At 66.4% G+C, this 17688-nt stretch carries 16 protein-coding genes and 1 tRNA gene; 8 read left to right on the plus strand and 9 right to left on the minus strand.

Annotation, left to right across the window (positions count from 1 at the left end; all coding sequences use genetic code 11):
• The first annotated feature begins 174 nt into the window (after positions 1 to 174).
• From C5B90_RS10885 to C5B90_RS10900, 4 genes are all read left to right on the plus strand, one after another.
• Complete coding sequence (locus C5B90_RS10885; RefSeq protein ID WP_115881420.1) at positions 175 to 414, plus strand: glutathione S-transferase N-terminal domain-containing protein; 240 nt, start codon at positions 175 to 177, stop codon at positions 412 to 414.
• Positions 411 to 944: a cob(I)yrinic acid a,c-diamide adenosyltransferase gene (locus C5B90_RS10890; RefSeq protein WP_115881422.1), complete on the plus strand. Its 534-nt coding sequence runs from the start codon at positions 411 to 413 to the stop codon at positions 942 to 944. Before C5B90_RS10885 ends, C5B90_RS10890 begins: the two co-directional genes overlap by 4 nt.
• Positions 945 to 1211: 267 nt before the next feature.
• Positions 1212 to 1463, plus strand: coding sequence for a hypothetical protein (locus C5B90_RS10895; RefSeq protein WP_115881424.1), 252 nt, complete (start codon positions 1212 to 1214; stop codon positions 1461 to 1463).
• Between the two features lie 72 nt (positions 1464 to 1535).
• Positions 1536 to 1610 (plus strand) — tRNA-Val (locus tag C5B90_RS10900).
• Between the two features lie 233 nt (positions 1611 to 1843).
• Here C5B90_RS10900 and C5B90_RS10905 read toward each other — a convergent pair.
• Both C5B90_RS10905 and C5B90_RS20825 read right to left on the minus strand, forming a co-directional pair.
• Positions 1844 to 2032, minus strand: a complete 189-nt coding sequence (locus C5B90_RS10905) for a hypothetical protein (RefSeq protein ID WP_013035537.1) — start codon at positions 2030 to 2032, stop codon at positions 1844 to 1846.
• Complete coding sequence (locus tag C5B90_RS20825) at positions 2032 to 2181, minus strand: hypothetical protein (RefSeq protein WP_199517478.1); 150 nt, start codon at positions 2179 to 2181, stop codon at positions 2032 to 2034. Before C5B90_RS20825 ends, C5B90_RS10905 begins: the two co-directional genes overlap by 1 nt.
• A gap of 501 nt (positions 2182 to 2682) precedes the next feature.
• Between C5B90_RS20825 and C5B90_RS10915 the strand changes: the two genes are divergently transcribed.
• Entirely contained in the window at positions 2683 to 4107 is a 1425-nt protein-coding gene (locus C5B90_RS10915; RefSeq protein ID WP_115881428.1) for a hypothetical protein, read from the plus strand.
• A 90-nt stretch (positions 4108 to 4197) separates the two neighbouring features.
• Here C5B90_RS10915 and C5B90_RS10920 read toward each other — a convergent pair whose 3' ends face one another.
• The 6 genes from C5B90_RS10920 to C5B90_RS10945 form a co-directional block, all read right to left on the minus strand.
• A complete protein-coding gene (locus tag C5B90_RS10920) occupies positions 4198 to 4569 on the minus strand; it encodes a hypothetical protein (RefSeq protein ID WP_115881430.1) in 372 nt (123 codons plus the stop codon).
• An 81-nt stretch (positions 4570 to 4650) separates the two neighbouring features.
• The gene (locus tag C5B90_RS10925; protein WP_115881432.1) at positions 4651 to 5355 is read right to left on the minus strand and encodes a haloacid dehalogenase type II; all 705 of its coding nucleotides are present in this window, start codon (positions 5353 to 5355) and stop codon (positions 4651 to 4653) included.
• Between the two features lie 124 nt (positions 5356 to 5479).
• The gene (locus tag C5B90_RS10930; protein ID WP_115881434.1) at positions 5480 to 7300 is read right to left on the minus strand and encodes an Ig-like domain-containing protein; all 1821 of its coding nucleotides are present in this window, start codon (positions 7298 to 7300) and stop codon (positions 5480 to 5482) included.
• Between the two features lie 3 nt (positions 7301 to 7303).
• Complete coding sequence (locus C5B90_RS10935; RefSeq protein ID WP_115881436.1) at positions 7304 to 9481, minus strand: hypothetical protein; 2178 nt, start codon at positions 9479 to 9481, stop codon at positions 7304 to 7306.
• Between the two features lie 4 nt (positions 9482 to 9485).
• Positions 9486 to 11618, minus strand: a complete 2133-nt coding sequence (locus C5B90_RS10940) for a type II secretion system F family protein (RefSeq protein WP_115881438.1) — start codon at positions 11616 to 11618, stop codon at positions 9486 to 9488.
• Positions 11608 to 13758, minus strand: a complete 2151-nt coding sequence (locus C5B90_RS10945) for a type II/IV secretion system ATPase subunit (protein ID WP_115881440.1) — start codon at positions 13756 to 13758, stop codon at positions 11608 to 11610. Before C5B90_RS10945 ends, C5B90_RS10940 begins: the two co-directional genes overlap by 11 nt.
• Positions 13759 to 14148: 390 nt before the next feature.
• On the opposite strand from C5B90_RS10945, the gene C5B90_RS10950 reads away from it, so the two are divergent.
• Positions 14149 to 15291: a CBS domain-containing protein gene (locus tag C5B90_RS10950; protein ID WP_115881442.1), complete on the plus strand. Its 1143-nt coding sequence runs from the start codon at positions 14149 to 14151 to the stop codon at positions 15289 to 15291.
• A gap of 88 nt (positions 15292 to 15379) precedes the next feature.
• Here C5B90_RS10950 and radB read toward each other — a convergent pair whose 3' ends face one another.
• Positions 15380 to 16069: a DNA repair and recombination protein RadB gene (radB, locus tag C5B90_RS10955; protein WP_115881444.1), complete on the minus strand. Its 690-nt coding sequence runs from the start codon at positions 16067 to 16069 to the stop codon at positions 15380 to 15382.
• A gap of 139 nt (positions 16070 to 16208) precedes the next feature.
• Here radB and C5B90_RS10960 point away from each other — a divergent pair, with 139 nt between their 5' ends.
• A complete protein-coding gene (locus tag C5B90_RS10960) occupies positions 16209 to 16955 on the plus strand; it encodes a hypothetical protein (protein WP_115881446.1) in 747 nt (248 codons plus the stop codon).
• A gap of 180 nt (positions 16956 to 17135) precedes the next feature.
• Positions 17136 to 17675: a hypothetical protein gene (locus C5B90_RS10965; RefSeq protein WP_115881448.1), complete on the plus strand. Its 540-nt coding sequence runs from the start codon at positions 17136 to 17138 to the stop codon at positions 17673 to 17675.
• Positions 17676 to 17688: the final 13 nt, after the last annotated feature.

Consider the following 17688-nt stretch of genomic DNA (forward strand, 5'->3'; position numbering starts at 1 on the left):
TAGATGCAAGCACCCATATAGATTTGTTGCTCTAAGGTTGAATTTTGACGCGTCTAATTCACCGGTGGCGAACCGCAATAACTCGCAAGACACCGACGACGCGACAGTCGAGACGCGGCAGTCGGGCCCATCGGCGTGCAAATCTCTTTGAGTCGGCGCGTCCAACGGCGGGACATGGGAATCGAACTCTACGCGCTCGATGGCTGTCCGTACTGCGAGAAGGTCCACGACGCGCTGTCCGAGGCGGACGTCGACTACGAGACGCAGTGGGTCGACGCGCTGCACTCGGACCGAAACGAGGTCAAGCGCGTGAGCGGCCAGCGCGGCGTCCCGGTCCTCGTGGACGACGACCGCGGCGTGACGATGGCCGAGAGCGAGAAAATCCTCCAGTACGTCGACCAGACGCTGGCATGAAGATATACACCGGCCGCGGCGACGAGGGGATGACCGACCTGCGGGACATGACCCGCGTGTCGAAGACGAGCCACCGCATCGAGGCCTACGGGACAGTCGACGAGGTGAACGCCCTCGTCGGAACGGTCCGCCCGACCGGCCACGACGACGTGGACGACGTGCTGGAAGCCGTCCAGAACCACCTCCACATCGTGCAGGCTGACCTCGCGAACCCCGACCCCGACGATGGAGACCCGCAGATAACTGCCGACCACGTGGACGAACTCGAAGCGTGGATTGACGAGGCCGACGAGGAACTCGACCCGCTCACGTCGTTTATCCTCCCCGGCGGGAGCGAGACGGGGGCGAAGCTCCACCACGCCCGCGCGGTGTCGCGGCGGGCCGAGCGCCGCGTCGTCTCGCTCGCGGCCGAAGAACCCGTCAACGAGGAAGTCGTCGCGTACCTCAACCGACTCTCCGACGCGCTGTTCGTCTTCGCGCGACTGGTCAACAAGCGCGACGGCGTGCCCGAGGAGTCGCCGACGTACTGAGTCCGAGCGCCCGCGTCACCCGCCGGCGTCGGCGCGGGCGGCGCAGCCGCTCACGAGGATAATGGGACCAGGACGGACGAATCGTGCCCACGGTATCGCCGTCCCGGAAGGGCCAGACGCTAACTGGGACCGACCACGAAGTGTGGCCTGCGTTCCCAGTTTTAGGTATGCCTAAGAATCACTAAAGTGTATCGCTCTTTCCCAGAGAGATAACTCTCGGTAACACGTGACATAACCGTTTTCTCGTCGCCGGGACTATCCGGAGGTATGAACCGACACTTCACCGACGCGCGGTACTACTTCCGACGGGGATTCGAGCACCTGTACGCTGGACTCGACGAGGAGACGGCACCCCTCCGTCGCCGCCTCATGGCGGCGCTCGGGCGGGAAATAGAAGACGAAGCGGAGTCCGAGCCGCAGACGCCACGGGAGCGCGTCGAGTACGGCGCGCGCCGGGCGGCGACGCGGAGTCGCCGGGCCGCCGGGCGGGTTCGCAGTCGCGTGCGGCGACCCGAGTAGGCTCGTTTGTGCCCCCGAATCGGGGCACAACGTAAGTCTTAATTGGCGGCGCGGGAAATCGAAATCGTAGCCGGGTTGGTGGTCTAGCCAGGTTATGACGGCTCCTTCACACGGAGCAGGCCGGCGGTTCGAATCCGCCCCAACCCATTTTCTGATTCCTCGCAACGACGAGCGACAGCGAGGAGTCCGTGGAATCGAAAATTGTCACGGCGGATTCGAACTCAGAGAGACGCAGCGCGACCGAAGGGAGCGACCGTCTCTCGATTAGTTCGAATCCGCTCCAACCCAGACCACACAACAACGAGCGACAGCGAGGCATCCACGGCACTAAACCGGCCACTAGCAGTCAAACATCAAAACAGAACCCGCCCGCCGAGCGCCTACGCGATGTCGTCGAGCGAGACGGCGCTCCCGCGGTCAACCGTAATCCACGACGTCGTCAACTCTTCTGACTTCGGAGAGAAGACCGTCAGTTCGGTTGGGTTCTCCGGGTCGTCATAGATGCATTCGAGGTCGAACACCGGCGCGTCGGCCAACTCGTCGGAACTGTGGGGTGCGGCCGTGCTCATCAGATGGATACGTCCGTCTTGCAACTCGCACACAGCGCGCCGGCGACCGCCTCCTTCGGGACGGAGGTCCCGCATCGAGGGCACCGAGAACGGGTGCGCGAGTACTCCGTGTACGGTGCAATCCGCGAATTCTCGTTGGATTCGCTCATACACGACCAAATAAGACACGAGTACAAGAAGTTTTGGATATTGTGGGTGTGATATCTCAGATTTGAACTCGAATGTAACGACAATCGGAGAAGTAGTTCACACTCCTCAACGTCATAGGGGCAATCGGTACCGGGGTGGGAAGTCAACTACGGCGACGCTCAGTACCCTGCGAGACAGCCAGCGATTCGACACCGTCCCGCTTTCGAAACGCTCAGCCGACCGCGTCACTCAAACTGTCAAGAACTTCGAATAAACGAGAAACTACCCCGTTAGCTTCGGCGACGAACTCGATTTTCTGACAGTTAAAGCGTAGCGTCTCCCGTGAAACATCGTGTTTCGTGAACTGTTGCGGAAAAACTGGTCAACAAGCCCCCAGTATCGAAATCAGAGACAGACTAACCGTCTATACCATCAGGTAAGTTGACAGCCTCTACGCGAAACTATTGAAACTATCTCGTCAGCTTTTGCCCACGGCATTGGTAGACTGTCATCGCAGACACATGAGTACACGAATACGTATCGCCGGCGTTCTCGTCGTCGTCGCCCTCGTCGCGGCGGCGGCGACGGGAACTGGACTGGCGGCGTCCGACGGCGTGCAGTCGGTCGCCCAGCCGAACGCGCCGGCGATCGATACACGGCAGGCACAGGTACAGCAACAGACACAGACGCAGATGCAGGCGGAGTACTGCACGTATCCGAACAACGCGAGCTACGAGTCGTTCGGGGTGAGCAACCTCTCCGCGCCGGCCGGCGTCGAAGCCGGTGAGACGGTGACGGTGTCGGCGGACATCACGAACCCGAACGACGTGCCGATGATTCAGTGCGTCGAGTTCCGTCTGGAGGGTGACGTCGTCGTCCGCACCGGATGGGCGCTGAACCCGAACGAGACCGAGACCATCGCGTTCGAGGTCAACACGACGGGCCTCGAAGACGGGACGTACATCCACGGCGTCGAGACGCGCGACTTCGGCGAGCTGACGACGCTCACTGTGGGCGAACAGCCCGAGCCCGAACCCGAGGAGCCGACCGCGACGCTCCAGTTCGACGACCAGGAGTCCGACGGCAGCAACGTGACCGTCGCGAGCGCGAACCTCTCTGAGGGTGGCTACATCGCTATCCTCGACGAGAACGGGTCGGTCGTCGGTGCGACCGACTACCTCGAACCCGGTGAGCAGGAGAACGTCACCGTCCCGCTCCTCGAATCGCTAAACGAGAGCGCCACCCTGACCGCGCAGGCGCACCTCGACACCAACGACAACCAGACACTCGACTTCCTCACGTCCAATGGGACCGAGGACGGCCCCTACACGGTCAACGGCACGCCCGTCACCGACGACGCTGAAGTGACCGTCGGTGAGGAGCCGACGACTGAAGAACCGACGACCGAGGAACCAACGACCGAGGAACCGACGACTGAAGAACCGACGACCGAAGAACCGACTGACGAACCGACAGCGACCGTCGAGTTCGAAGACCAGAACTCCAACGGGGTCTCCGTTACCGTCGCGAGCGCGACCCTCTCTGAGGGCGGTTTCGTCGTGATTCACAACGAGAGCGGCGACGTCGTCGGGATATCAAACTACATCGAAGAGAGCGACAGTAACATCCGAATCTTCCTCACTGAGTCACTAAGCGAGAGCGCTACCCTAACCGCGATGGCGCATCTCGATACGAACAACAACCAACAGCTCGATTTCCTCTCGTCCGACGGTGCAGAGGACGGCCCGTACACCATGGACGGGTCGCCAGTCACCGACGACGCTGAGGTGACGATTAGCGAGGAACCGACCACGGAGGAGCCGACGACCGAAGAACCAACGACCGAAGAACCAACAACTGAAGAACCAACAACTGAAGAACCGACGAACGAGACGGAGACTCCGCCGCCGACCGAGACGCCCATCGACAACGGAACGGAGAACTGAGACGACGACCGCCGACCGGCCCGGTCCCACCGCCGAGCCGGCTCGAACTATTTTTGACGGGACGCGCCGGTCCGACCGACCCGGCCGCGGTCAGCGACCGAGCGCCGCGAGCAGGCCGTCGGGAACGGTGAGGATACCGAACCAGACCAACAGGACCACGAGCGCCGTGTAACCGATAGAGATGGCGAAGTCCTTGGCGAACCGCCGGGCTGTGTACGGATGCGCCTCGGCCGCTATCGCGTCGACACTTCCCTTGTGCAGCAGGACGAATCCGACCACGTTCGTCAGCCAGTAGCCCGTGATGACGCCCGGGAGGAACCAGCTTCTGGAGACGAGACTCACCGCGACGCCGAACGCGTAGGCGAGCGGGAGGTTGACCACGAGGTCGTTCCACCACGAAAGCGGAGACAGAACGAACCCGATAACGGCCAGAATCCCGCCTTTCACGCGCCGCCGTTCCATCCAGCTAGATGAACGGCCAGCGATAATAGTATTGTGAGTATATGGCACGCAGCGTCTGCGAACAGACCGAAGCCGCGAGGGTCAGTCCGCCGCGCGTGGGCCGTCGCCGACGAGCCTGTCCACGAGCGTCGTGAGGTCCGGGACAGAGAGGTCGGGTTCCGGCCCGAACGGTTCCCACGGCGAGTCCTTCCGGTCGACCCAGACGCCCTGCATCCCGGCGTGTTGCGCCCCCATCACGTCGAACCAGCCGGCGGTCGCGTGGGCGATTTCGTCGATGGGCGTCCCGGTGCGGCCGGCCGCGTGGCGGTAAATCTCCACGTCGGGTTTGAACACCCCGACCTCGTCGGCGCTGACGACGCCGTCGAGGAGGTCGCGGATGTCCGCGTGGTCGACCATCGAGTCGAGCATCTCCGGGTTCCCGTTGGAGACGACGTAGCAGTCGTAGCCGGCGTCGCGAAGGCGGCCGACCGCGTCGCGCACGTCGTCGAACACGTCGAGTTCGTGATAGACCGAGAGAATCTCGTCGCGCTCGGTCGCCGAGACCGACGCGCCGTAGGCCTCCAGCGCGTACTGGAGCGCCGCGCGGTTGACCTCGTAGAAGGGCTCGTACTCGTCGATATGGTTGCCGACGAACGTGTATTCGAGCGACCGCGACCGCCAGAGCTTCGAGACGGGTTCGGGGTCGTCGACGCGCTCGGCCAGCGCCGTTTCGGCGGCCTCGACGTCCACGAGGGTGCTGTACGAGTCGAACGTGACCGTCGAGACGTGGTCCGGGTCGAACGACATGCGCGACCCTACGGGGACGCGGGTGTTAACGATACGCCGGTCGTGCGAACCCGGCGGGAAAAAAGACCGAAGCGTGGAATGGGTCGGCGCTCCTGACGAGCGCGGCGGGAGAAAAGCGGCCTCCTCAGTCGTCCTCCCAGAGGGTCACGAGGATGACCACGTCCTGCATGTCGAACGCGCCGCTGTTCGTGTTCGTCGTCCCGAGTTCGAACAGGAAGATGGCTTGGTTGCTGTCGAGTGCCATCGTCTGCCCGTCGTCGCTGATGTAGGGGGCGACGAACTCGGCGGCGTCGTCCTGTCCGTTGTAGCCTTTTATCTCCGGCACCGGGTCGCCGTCGCGGAGGACCGCGACCTGCCGGTGGTCGACCGACGAGTCGGCCGTGACGTAGCCGTCGGCCGCGGCGATGATGGAGAGCGCGTCACCGGCATCGCCTGCCACGTTGAACGAGTGCGACGCGCCGTCGTTCACGTTGTCCCAGTCGAACGGGCTGTGCGGCACGCCGTCGACGACGAACGTCACGGAGACGGGCACGTCGTACCGCCCGTTCTTGATGGCGCTGCCGAGCAGTTCGAACTCGCCCGTGAAGTCGTCGGAGGGGACGACCTCGCCGTCGTCGATGGTGAAGTCATCTTCGGGCACCGGTGTCGGCGTGGGCGTTGGGGTCGGAGTGGCTGTCGGGGTCGGGGTCGGAGTCGGAGTGGCTGTCGGGGTCGGGGTCGGAGTCGGAGTCGGAGTCGGAGTCGGCGTCGCGGTAACAGCGTTTCTGACCTCGTAGGTCTCGCCCATCCCGCGGACTTCCAGCGGGAAGGTGACGGTCGCGCCGGGGCCGGACGCCCCGTCGAGGGTGACGGTGACCGTGTCGTGTTCGATTTCGGTCACGCCGTCGGGCGCGGTGTACGTGAAGCTCGCGCGGCCCGACTCGTCGGTGACGGCGGTCGCCCCGTCGGTGGGGGCGACGGTACCGCCGAGCGAGGTCGGCGAGGCGACGGTCAGTGTCGCGCCCGCCGCGGGCGCGCCGTACCGGTCGAACGCGCGGACGACGAGCGTCTCGCGGCCGCCGGAGGGGACCGCGGCGTCCTCGCCTTCGACCGCGATGGCGTAGGCGGCGGGGTCGGGTTCGACAGCCTCGCCGACGCCGAGGCGAGCGACGCGGAAGTCGTAGCGGACGCCCGCGTCGAGTTCGATAGTGACGACCGCGTGGTCGCCGCTGGAGGCGTAGGAGACGACCCGTGCGTGGGGTTCCTCGGCCATGAGGTCGACCCACGCGTCCTCGGAGAGGTAGGTCGGCACCGAGATGCGAACCGGGTCGGTGGCGTTGTAGACGGGCAGCGACTCGGTGCGGACGGAGACGGGCGCGAGCGCCACGGTGTCGCCGGCGGTCGTGTGGCCGTCGAGGTCGCCTTCGAAGAAGACGAGCGTGACGGTCGTGCCGCGGACGAGCGACTGGCGGTGGACGACTGGGGTGCCGTCGGTGTCGAGGTACGAGACGCCGCTTTCGAGCACCATCCGGGCCTCGTCGCGCTCGGCGTAGTCGGGTTCGTAGACGATGGCTCCGGTCGCGTAGGTGTGCGCCGAGCCGTTCCAGAAGACCCGCTCGGGGCCGACCGCGGAGACGCCCGTGACGGTCACGGCGTCCGCGCCGTCGACCCGGAACGTCCCGATGCTGTCGGGCGGCGAGACCACGAGATACCGCTCGGGATACGACACATCCGAGTCGACCGCGACGCGACTGCCGGCGTCGACGCCGGAGGCGCGGAACACCTGCGAGTCGAGCGACGCGAGGTCGGTCGAGACGCTGGCGCTGTGGTCGGCCTCGTCGCCGGCGGTCCAGACGGGCGTGCCCGCGAGTTGGACCATGGCGATGACCGACACGACGAGACCGAACGCGAAGACGAGCCCGAGGATTTCGGACACGCCGCGAGAGTCCAGAGAGAGGCGAGACACGGCTCAGACCTCCACGTCGGGCGCGTTCAGTTCGGGCGAGTCCTTGTCCTCGATGGCAGAGTTCGGGAGGTAGATTCGGGTCGCCGCGGTGATGACCACGTCGTCCTCCGCGGAGATGGCGGCCTCGCGGCCGCTGACCATGCCGCTGTCGGAGGTTATCGTCACGTCCGTCTTCGCCGAGGCGATGTTCGCGCCGACGACGAAGATGTTGCCCTCGGCGTCGACGATGATGTCGCCGTCGCCGAGCATGACCACGCCGTTGAGGTTGGCCCCGCCGCGCGCGGAGACGACTTCGAGGTCGGCGTTGTCCTTGACGCCCGAGAGACCGGCCCCGGCGAGGTCGACGCCGTCCGCGCCGTCGATGCGGACGGCCCCTTTGCCGCTGATGTCGGAGCTTCGGGCGCTGACGAAGCCGTTCGTCGAGGTGACGGAGAGGAGGTTGCGGTCCTGCGTGACCGTCAGCCCGCTGTTGTCGAGGTCGATGTCGCCGCCGGCGGTGATTGCAAGGTCGGCGTTGCTTCCCTGCGTGACCGACGCGCCGGAGAGGTCGATTTCGTCGCCCGCGGTCACGTCGATATCCTTCCCCGAGACCGAGGTGACGCTCACGCCGACCGCGGCCAGCGAACCGCTTCCGGCGTCGATGTCGATTCGGCTGTTCGCGCCGGTCGCGACGATGTCCACGTGGAGCGAGACGCCCTCGCCCGCGAGGGTGATGTCGTCGTCGGAGACGATGGTACGGACACTCGGCGGGACGACGAGCCGGTCGGAGCCGGCGTCGTAGACGATGTCGCCGCCCGTTCCGGTGTTGTTGACGCGGTAGTCCGCGCCGTCGAACTCGCCGTTCCCATCCACGTCGGCGTAGACGAATCCGGGGTCACCGATGGCGGCCACGAGCCCGCGGAGCGGGTCGGTGATGCCACCCTCACGGAGCTGCACGTCGAAGGTCACGCGGTCGACGTTCGCGCCCGCGGAGTCCTCGACGACCACGTCGAACTCGTCGGAGACGACGCCGTCGACGCTGCTCGTCGCGGTGTAGATGAACGTCGCGCGGCCGTCGGCATCGGTGACAGTCGAGATGGTGCCGGTGTCGCGCGCGACGATGCGCCCGCTCTCGGCGGTCAGGCCGGGGCTGGCCTTGACGACCACGTTGGGGACGGGGTTGTTCTGTGCGTCGCGGACCTCGACGACGGCCCGGTGGGTCGCACCGGGCGGGACGACGGCGTTGTCGCCCTCCACGTCGATGATGTAGGCGGGTTCTTGGAGCGCGCCGGGGGTGTCGATGCCGACCCGCGAGAGCCGCAGGTCGTACGTCTTGCCGGGCGCGAGTTCGACCGTCAGCGTGTTGTAGTCGGCTCCGGTCGTGTAGGCGATAGAGCGGACGTTGGGTTCGTCGGCCAGCAGGTCGCGCCACGTGTCTTCGGAGAGCCGAGTGGGGACCGAGATGGTGATTGGCGTGCCCGCGTCGGTGACGGTGATGTAGTCGGTGCCGGCGCTCAGGGGGACGACGCTGAAGGTGGCCGCCTCGCCCGTCGCGGTGTCGATGTCGCCTTCGAGGAAGACGAGAGACACTTTGGTCCCGTCGACGAGCGACTGGGTCGCGCCGACCTCGCCGCCGCCGTAGGCGGTGTACTGCGCGGTTCCCTCGTGGACGAGCGAGGGCTCGCTCTGGAGGTACCGGTAGTCGGGGCGGTAGACGAACTGCTGGGTGTCGAACGCGTGTTCGGAGCCGTCCCAGTAGGTGCCGGTCTCGCCGGTCGCGACCGCACCGGAGATGCGGGCCGTCGCGGGGTCGGTCGTCCGGAGGCTGCCGGAGCCGGCGGCGGGCGAGACGAACAGCGCGCGGGTCGGGTAGTCGACGCCGGCGTCGAGGGTCGCGCGGGTCTGCCGGCCGTCGACGGCCTTCGCGACACTCTCGTCGAACGCGGCGAAGTCGGTCTCGGCCGCGGTGAGGTGTTCGAATTCGGTCTGTTGGTTCCACGCGGGGACCGCCGAAACCTGTACCATCGCGACGAGCGAGACGACGAGCGCGAACGCGAGCATCGTGCCGAGGATGGCCGAGGCTCCGCGGCGGTCACCGCGGAGATGCGAGCCGCGGCGGGCCTCGCCCGCGACGAACCCGCGCAGTACGTGCCTGAGAGGCGATTGCGTGTGTTGGGTGTTGTTGGGAGTGTTGTGAGTCATGGCCTTACACCAGTGCGAAGGCGACGAGCGCCAGCGCGGACAGTCCGAGAGCGTACTTCAGCCCGCTGAGGGCGCTGTTGTCGGCCAGTTTTCCGGCGAGGAGTCCGCTTCCGACCGCCTGAATCAACGCGGAGTGGAAGAACACCACGTGGAAGTTCGCCAGCGGCACCGACGAGATGCCCATGGGGAGCGACTGTCCGTCCATCGACGCGGACGTCGACGGCGCGGACATCTCGGCGAGAGGGCCGAGGTAGCTCGCGCCGAGCATCAGGATGACGAACAGGTAGACGAAGTACCCGATGACGACGATGGCGATGTACGAACCCATCGCACGACGGCGCGACTTTTCGAGTTTGTACCGGTTTCGGGTGTCCTCTGCGGCGACGCTGAGGACGCGCGAGAGGTCGCCGCTGGTGCGGCCACCGCTGGCGATGAGCCGGATGACCCGCGAGAGTTGCGGGACGTTGAGCCGGCTGGCGAACGCCATGAGCGCCGAGTGGGCGTCGTGGTTCCAGCGGATGTCGTTGCGGAGCGCGCGGAGTTCGTCCGCGAGCGCGCCGTTCGACCACCGGGAGACGAGCGCGAGCGCCTCGACCAGGGAGATACCCATCTGGTTGGCGCTCGACAGCAGGTTCAGCGTGTCGGGGAACCGCCGTTCGAGCGTGCGCTCGCGGCGGGTCCGAAGCTCGTGGAAGACCGTCAGGGGGACCGCGACGATGGCGAACGGGAGGACGACGAACCAGACCGTCGTGTTGTACGGGTTCGCGAGCATGGCGTCGAGCGTCGGCGTCGCGAGGCCGAGCACGAGGACACCGACGACCGATAGGAGCGCGAGAGGCACCGTGACGACGGCCGAGAGGTACGGCTGGCGGCGCATGATGTCGAGCGGGTCGCCGATGAGCGTCCGAAGCTCGTACACCGCGTTTTCGCGGCGGTAGTCGTCGAGTCGTTCGTCGACGAAGCCGCCGTCGGAGGCGACGCGGTCGCCGCCCCAGCGGGCCTCGCGGGCGCGCTGGACCTCGCGGCGCATCGCGCCGAGGAAGTTGGCCACGACCGTCCGAATCTCTTCGAGGACGGTCACGTCGTGTTTCGTCCGCACCGTGTCCTGCGTGTACGGCGAGGAGAGCACGTCCACGAGGAGCAGGAACAACGCCATCCCCAACGGGAAGATGAGGTAGTTCAGGGCGTACAGCTGGACGAGCGTGTCGCCGCCGAGGAAGCTGATGACCATCAGGGTGACGATGAGCAAGAGCGGCGCGGCGACGAACGCGGCGACGAACACCTCAGAGAGCATCGACAGCGTCTCGATGAAGTCCTCCTGCTCGTCGCGGGCCTCTTCGAGGTACGTCGCGGACTCGCGGTCGAGGAAGGCGGTCACGTCGCCGCCGGAGTCGAGGACCGACAGCAAGTCGTCGAGGAACTGCTCGAAGTTTATCGAGGGCGTCAGGTTCCGGGAGTTGCGGAGCGCCGTGAACAGGTCGTTGCCGAACAGGTCCATGTCGCGGGCGATCATCTCGAACTCGCGGGACACCTCGCCGTAGTCGGGCGCGTCCGCGACGGAGCGGATGACTTCGAGGAAGCTCATCCCGCCGTGGCTGAGCGCGTACATGTAGACGATGGCGTGCGGGAGCAGGATGTCGATGCTCCGGCCGCGCATCTCGGCGCGGCTCTTGGGGAGGTAGTACCGGGCGTAGTAGGTCCCGGCGGCCGCCAATCCGCCGACGAGGGCGACGAGGGCCGCGCCGAGGATGGGGACCTTGTAGGGGAGCAGCGGGGCGACGTACTGCGCCGCGATGCCGAAGCTCACAGGGCTTGACGCGTTCGCCAACACGCCCGCACGGGCGAGGACGAACGTGAGCGCGAGCCCGACGAGCGAGCCGAAGGTCGCGGTGACGAACGCCAGCTTAAGCGACTGCGTGAGGTACAGGTCGTAGGTCATGCCCACGCGGGTCTGGTTCAGCCAGCGCTGGAGGTCGCGGTGGCCCGCCGGGTTGCGCTTGAAGTACGTGCGGACGTACCCGTAGCGCTGGCGGAGCCGCTTGACCTCCTCGGGCGACTCGTCGAAGTGTTCGCGTGGGAAGTACTGCTCGACCTCGTAGTCGGGCAGGGGGACCGAGGTCGACGAGTCAGCGGGCATCGTCGGCCTCCCGGTCGTCGTCGTCGCTCACGGCTTCGTCCGCGTCCGAGGCGTCATCGGCCGGCGCAGGGCCGGCCTCCGCGATATCGTCGAACTCGGTGGCGTCGTCGCTGTCGCCGACTTCCGAACCGTCGGCGGCGTCAGCGTCGTCTGCCGCGTCGGCATCCGCGTCGTCTGCCGCGTCGGCGTCCGCGTCGTCGTCCAACTCGATGTCGAACAGGTCGGCGAGGAGTTGCTCGGTCTCGGGCGAGACCTCGATTTCTTCGTCGTCGAAGTCGTCGGCCGCGGCGTCGTCCTCGTCGGCCTCGTCGTCGACGGAGACCAGCGAGGTCTCGGCGTAGACGTGCGCGAGGAGGCCTTCGCGGTCGCGCTCGAAGCGGCGAATCATCGCCGACACGGTCAGGTAGTCGTCGACGCCCGAGGCGGCGATGTACCGGAGCACGTCGGCGCGAACGTCGAGTTCGTACTGCAGGTCGGCCTTCGTCCAGCCGCGCTCGGCGGCGATTTCGTCGAGGACGACCGAGTCGCCGACGCGCTCGTGGGCGTCGTTCTCGGGGTTGCGCTTGAACACGTCGCGGAGTTCGACCTCGCCGTCGTCGTCGACGCCGGCGATTTCGGTGACGGCGATGTTCCGGCGGGTCCGGTCGCCGTCGAGGTGAATCTGCTTTTGGACCGAGATGATATCGAGGTCCGAGAGCATCTGAGCGGGCACGCCGAGGGGCTCGTTGCGCATGCGGTGGACCACACCCTCCGAGGAGTCGGCGTGGAACGTCGTGTACGCGGTGTGGCCCGTGGCGATGGAGTGGAAGAAGGTCAGGGCGACGCGTTCTTCCGTGCGAATCTCACCGACCAGCAGGTACTCGGGGCGCTGTCGGAGCGCGGCCTGCAGGAGCGCGTACATCGACACCTCGCCGCGGCCGTCGGCCGTGAACGTGTCGCGGGTGACGGACTGAATCCAGTTGTCGTGCGGGAGCGTGATTTCGCGCGTGTCCTCGATGGAGACGACCTTCGCGTGGCCGGGAACGAAGAAGGACACCGCGTTCATCGAGGTGGTCTTCCCGGAGCCCGTGCCGCCCGCGAAGATGAGCGACCGGTTGTTCTCGATGGCGAGCCAGAAGTACGCCATCTGCTCGACGCTGAAGGTGTTCCAGCGCACGAGGTCGACCGGCGACAGCGGCACGTCCGAGAACTTCCGGATGGTGAAGTTCGACCCGCGGGTGGCGACGTCGGAGCCGAGAGTCAACTGGACGCGGGAGCCGTCCGGGAGGCTCGCGTCCACGAGTGGGTCGGAGACGGTTACCTGCTTGCCCGCGCGTTGCGCGAGGCGGATGGTGAACGACGAGAGGTCGCCGTCGTCGAAGACCACGTTCGTCGGCACGTCCCGGTAGACGCTGTGGAAAACGTAGACCGGCACGTCGTCGCCGTCACAGGAGATGTCTTCGATGCCGGGGTCTCGCATCACGGGGTCGATGCGGCCGAAGTGAATGAAGTCGCGGAGCAGGAAGTAAAACAGCTTCCAGAGCGACCCGTCTTCGACCGTCGCCGCGTGTTCGGTGATTATCTCGCGGGCCTCGTCGTCGAACACGTCCTCGCGGTCGCCGTCGGCGTCGAGGTCGCGGTACAGGAGGCTGTTGCGCAGAATCTTCGTCAGGTCGTCGCGCACGAAGTCCTCGAAGGCGTCGAGGCGTGGCTCGCTCACGTGGTACTGGTGTTCGCGCTTCTCGTGGTCGTACAGGATGGAGACGAACGCGAAGGGCTTGTTCACCCAGTAGTGTTCGACGGCCTCGACGCCCTCGAGGAACGAGAAGTCGAAGAAGTTGTCTTCGATGAACGCCTCCGAGGGCGTCGGCGCGAACGCCGTCTCGTCGTCGATTTCGGCGAAGAACGCCTTCACCTCGCGGAGGACGGCCTCCCGGAGCGTTTCCGGGCGGTCTTCATCCACCGCTTCGTCGGTGAGCGGGTCTTCGACGGGGCCGTATTCGATGCGGTCCGACGCGGGGACCGGTAGTTCACTCGCGCGGGCGGCCATCGCCTCCGGACCGGTCGTGGGGACCAGTTCGGCGGTGCCGGCACCGTCTGCTCGGAACGATTCTTCGCCATCGCGGCGGTCAGTCTGGGAGTTCTTGTCAGGAGACGCCATTCTCTGGAAATACTGAACGGTAGGAACGGCTGTAAGTATGGAGCGACTAGATGTACGAATTCGGCCGGTTAGGCCCGAACTACCGCCGAATTCAGGAACTCATCTGGTCTGCTCCCGATTGGGGTGCGGACCGAGTCACGCCCCGGATTCCCCCGGCCAGGGCTGACAACCGAATGATAGTACGGCGTCCCGCGCGCCACCGTCACGGCCGACGTGTCGGCGAAAAACAGTGACATTCTCCGCGAGAAGAGTGTTAACAATAGTCACAGACCGTCTGTCGGCGGAATTCGCCCCTTCAGCCCCGGCGTGGCCTTGCGATTTCGGTCCTTCCTAGCGGGTGAAAACGGGACGAACCTTCAAGAGAAGCGGCGTTGTATGTAAGGATGTATTATGGATATTGCTGATATCGCCACTCCTGATTTCATCGAGGTCGACGTTGACGAGCGATTAGGCAAGGTCCGCTCAATCTTCGAGCGGGAAAACCCTAAGGGCATCATCGTCCAGGACGACGGCGAGTACGCGGGCGTCATCGGTGAGAAGCAGCTCATCAACTCGCACGTCGAAGACAACACCAAAGCGGCCGCGCTGACGAAGGCCGTCCCCAAGATAGACCGTCACGAGAACGTGCGGGAGGTCGCGCGCATGCTCGTCGAGGGCGACACGAAGGTCGCGCCGGTCTACGAGGGCGAAAAACAGTACGGCATCATCACGCAGGACGCCATCCTCGAGGCCGTCCTCGACCACCTCGACGCGCTGACCGTCGAGCAGATCTACACCGACGACGTGGTCACCATCGGCGAGCGCGACCACCTCGGGCAGGCCATCAACCGTCTCCGCGAACACGGCGTCTCGCGGCTGCCGGTCCTCGACCCGGACGGCCGCCTCACGGGCATCCTGACCACCTACGACCTCGTCGAGTTCATGGTGCGCGACGAGGGCCGACAGGGCAAGCAGGACCGCCGCGGCGACACCGACCGGATGCTCGACCTCCCGGTCTACGACCTCATGACCAGCCCCGCGCGCACGGCGACGCCCGAAGAGAGCGTCCGCGACGCGGTCGCGCGCATGCTGGAACACGACATCGCCGGGCTCGTCGTCACGCCCGCCGACGACGACGGCGAGGTCCTCGGCGTGGTGACCAAGACCGACGTGCTCCGCGCGCTCACCTACACCGAAGAAGAGCAGATGGACGTGCAGGTCACGAACATCGGCCTCCTCGAGACGCTGAGCCGCGCCGACATCAACTCGGCTATCACCGAGGTCGCGGACAAGTACCAGCGGATGAGCGTGCTCCACGCCCACGTCCGCTTCCACGAGCACAAGGAGAAACTCCGCGGGACGCCGCTCATCCAGTGCCAGATTCGGCTCCGCACGAGCCACGGCCAACTGGCCGGGAGTGGCGAGGGCTACGGCGCGGAACACGCGTTCCACGTCGCGCTCGACAAGCTCGAACGCAACGTGCTCGAAGTCAAGGGCTTCGAGGCCGACGAGCGCTACCGCGGCCAGCTCCTCCGCAAGCTGAACGAGCTGTAACGTCGCCGACTGCGCCCGAGAGGAAACGCGAACAGAACACAGGAGCGGGATTCGGCCGGGACGTCCGCCCGGCCGCGTCGACCTTTTTCTATACGTCAGTCGTGGAGAGCCCGCGGTCCGTTATCTTGAACGTCGCCGTCTCCCCGGCGGGTTTCGCGCGGTGCTTTTCGAGCGTCGCCCGGCGGTTGCCGCCGCGGAAGCGGTCGAGGCGGACGACGGTGCCGGTCCAGTGTTCGAGGGTGTGGCCGCCGAGCGCCCGCGTCCGGTCGGTGTCGGGGTCGGAGTACACCTGATTCGTCAGGACGACCGCGAGGTCGTGTTTGCGCGCGAGCGACAGCAGGTGCGTGACCTGCCGAGCGACTCGGCGCAGCGCCTCGCCGCCGTCGCCCTCGGCGGTCCGTTCCAGCCGGTAGAAACCGGTCGCGGAGTCGAGGACGATGAGGTCGGCGCTGGCGGCGAACTCCTCGGCGTCGCGGACCGCCTGTTCTTGATCCTCGAAGTCGTACGCCTCGCTTATCATCAGCCGCGAGGTCACAGACTCCACGTCCTCGGGGGCGACCGCCTCCGCGAGTTGTTGGAAGCGGTCGACCGACAGGCCCTCGGTGTCGATGTAGACGACGGTGCCGCCCGCGGCGGCGACCCGGACCGCCGCCGAGAGCGCGACGTTCGTCTTGCCGGCCGCGGAGGGGCCGTACACCTGCGTGACGGTGCCGCGTTCGAACCCGCCGTCGAGGAGGTCGTCGAGCGCCGTGCACCCGGTGGAGACTGACTCTGTCACGTCAGGTGGTGGGTGCCACCGGCCGAAAAAGACCCCGGTCGTCCGCGGCGGTTCGGGCCGCCGCTTCGGTGCCAGTCCGCGACCGTCGAGGGCGACCCGCGCACGACGGTTTATTCGTCGCCGTCGCCAAGGGAGGGACGTGATAGTCGTCGCCACCGCGGACTTCGACCTCTACCACGAGGCCGTGTCCGAACTCCGGAGCCGAGGAGTCGCCTTTACCACCGTCGAGCCGGGCGACCCGCTTCCCGAGCGGGCGCGGGTCCTCCTCACCGGTCCCGACGACGACCTCGACGGTACGGGTTCCGACGGAACCGTGACCCGCGTGACCGCAACAGGCGACGACGTGCGCCGCGCCGTCGACGAGGCGCTCGCGAGCCTCCGCGGTGGTAGCGGACGGACCGTCGTCGGCGTCGACCCCGGGACCAGACCCGGCGTCGCCGTCCTCTCGGGCGAGACGGTCGTCGCCGCGTTCCACGTCCCGCTTGCGGACGCCGTCGAAGTCATCCGACGCGAGACGGAAGACGCGGTCGACCCCGTGGTCCGCATCGGCGACGGCGCGCGCCTGCAGGGCGCGAAACTCATCAACGACCTCGACGACATCGTGGTCGAACTCGTCGACGAGACCGGGACGACGCCGTACCTCGGAAGCGGCGCGCGCGGCATGGGCGACGTGCTCGCCGCGGTGAACATCGCCCGCCGGGACGGCGAGCGCATCGAATCCCGCGAGATAGAGCCGACCGAGGGCGAACTCACGCGTATCAAAGCACGCTCGCGCGAGGCGTCCGAGGACAACCGCACCATCGACGACGGGCTCGCGCGCCGCGTCGCCGGCGGGGAACTGAGCATCGACGAGGCGCTGGACGAACACCGCTCGCGCGAGGAGTGAGTTCCCACATCGGCTGTTGTGACGCCGTTAACGGCCTCCTAACGGGTTACCACGCGACCGGCCGAGGAGGCCGTTTCGAGCGGTCGACGGGGAAAGAACGCTATTAACGCGACTCTCGGTTTATGAGACGCGCCGTGCCCGAATCATACCTACGTTCCACCGACGCGTATCGCGTGTCGCATGAGCACATCACGCACCCCTGAGGTCGGGCGACGGACGTATCTGAAGGTACTCGGTGTCGGCGCGCTCTCGGTCGGCGCGTTCGCCTCGCCCGCGGCGGCGCACCGCGGGGCGCTCCAGCGCGAACTCGCGTCGGTCCGGGCGGCCACCTCGAAGTACGCCGACGTTCGGAAGGCCATCGCAGACGGCTACGTCCTCGGCAGTCCGTTCGTGCCGGGCATGGGCTACCACTACGTGAACCACCACTACATCATCGAGAACTACGACGACGAGGTCGACCTTACGAAGCCCGCCGCGCTCGTCTACGGGAAAAACGAGGGCAACGGCAAGGAGGAACTCATCCTCGGCGCGGCCGAGTATCTGTTCGACGAGCCACCGGAGTACACTGGCCCGTTCCCGGACCTGTTCCACGGCGACGGCGACGACGGCATGTGGGGCTTCGCCGGCGGCCACTGGGGCCTTCACGCGTGGGTTCACGTGAACAATCCCGCGGGGACGTTCGCGCCGTTCAACTCCCGGCCGCAGTTCAACGAGAGGTGACCGCCGAGTAGCC

This window comes from Haloferax sp. Atlit-12N (assembly GCF_003383095.1).
In the GTDB taxonomy this organism is placed as follows: Archaea; Halobacteriota; Halobacteria; order Halobacteriales; family Haloferacaceae; genus Haloferax.

Bases quoted from the DNA above. Each gene is read 5' to 3' on its own strand.
- C5B90_RS10885 (WP_115881420.1), top strand. From the start codon at position 175: ATGGGAATCGAACTCTACGCGCTCGATGGCTGTCCGTACTGCGAGAAG.
- C5B90_RS10890 (WP_115881422.1), top strand. From the start codon at position 411: ATGAAGATATACACCGGCCGCGGCGACGAGGGGATGACCGACCTGCGG.
- C5B90_RS10895 (WP_115881424.1), top strand. From the start codon at position 1,212: ATGAACCGACACTTCACCGACGCGCGGTACTACTTCCGACGGGGATTC.
- C5B90_RS10905 (WP_013035537.1), bottom strand. From the start codon at position 2,032: ATGAGCACGGCCGCACCCCACAGTTCCGACGAGTTGGCCGACGCGCCG.
- C5B90_RS20825 (WP_199517478.1), bottom strand. From the start codon at position 2,181: ATGAGCGAATCCAACGAGAATTCGCGGATTGCACCGTACACGGAGTAC.
- C5B90_RS10915 (WP_115881428.1), top strand. From the start codon at position 2,683: ATGAGTACACGAATACGTATCGCCGGCGTTCTCGTCGTCGTCGCCCTC.
- C5B90_RS10920 (WP_115881430.1), bottom strand. From the start codon at position 4,569: ATGGAACGGCGGCGCGTGAAAGGCGGGATTCTGGCCGTTATCGGGTTC.
- C5B90_RS10925 (WP_115881432.1), bottom strand. From the start codon at position 5,355: ATGTCGTTCGACCCGGACCACGTCTCGACGGTCACGTTCGACTCGTAC.
- C5B90_RS10935 (WP_115881436.1), bottom strand. From the start codon at position 9,481: ATGACTCACAACACTCCCAACAACACCCAACACACGCAATCGCCTCTC.
- C5B90_RS10940 (WP_115881438.1), bottom strand. From the start codon at position 11,618: ATGCCCGCTGACTCGTCGACCTCGGTCCCCCTGCCCGACTACGAGGTC.
- C5B90_RS10945 (WP_115881440.1), bottom strand. From the start codon at position 13,758: ATGGCGTCTCCTGACAAGAACTCCCAGACTGACCGCCGCGATGGCGAA.
- C5B90_RS10950 (WP_115881442.1), top strand. From the start codon at position 14,149: ATGGATATTGCTGATATCGCCACTCCTGATTTCATCGAGGTCGACGTT.
- C5B90_RS10965 (WP_115881448.1), top strand. From the start codon at position 17,136: ATGAGCACATCACGCACCCCTGAGGTCGGGCGACGGACGTATCTGAAG.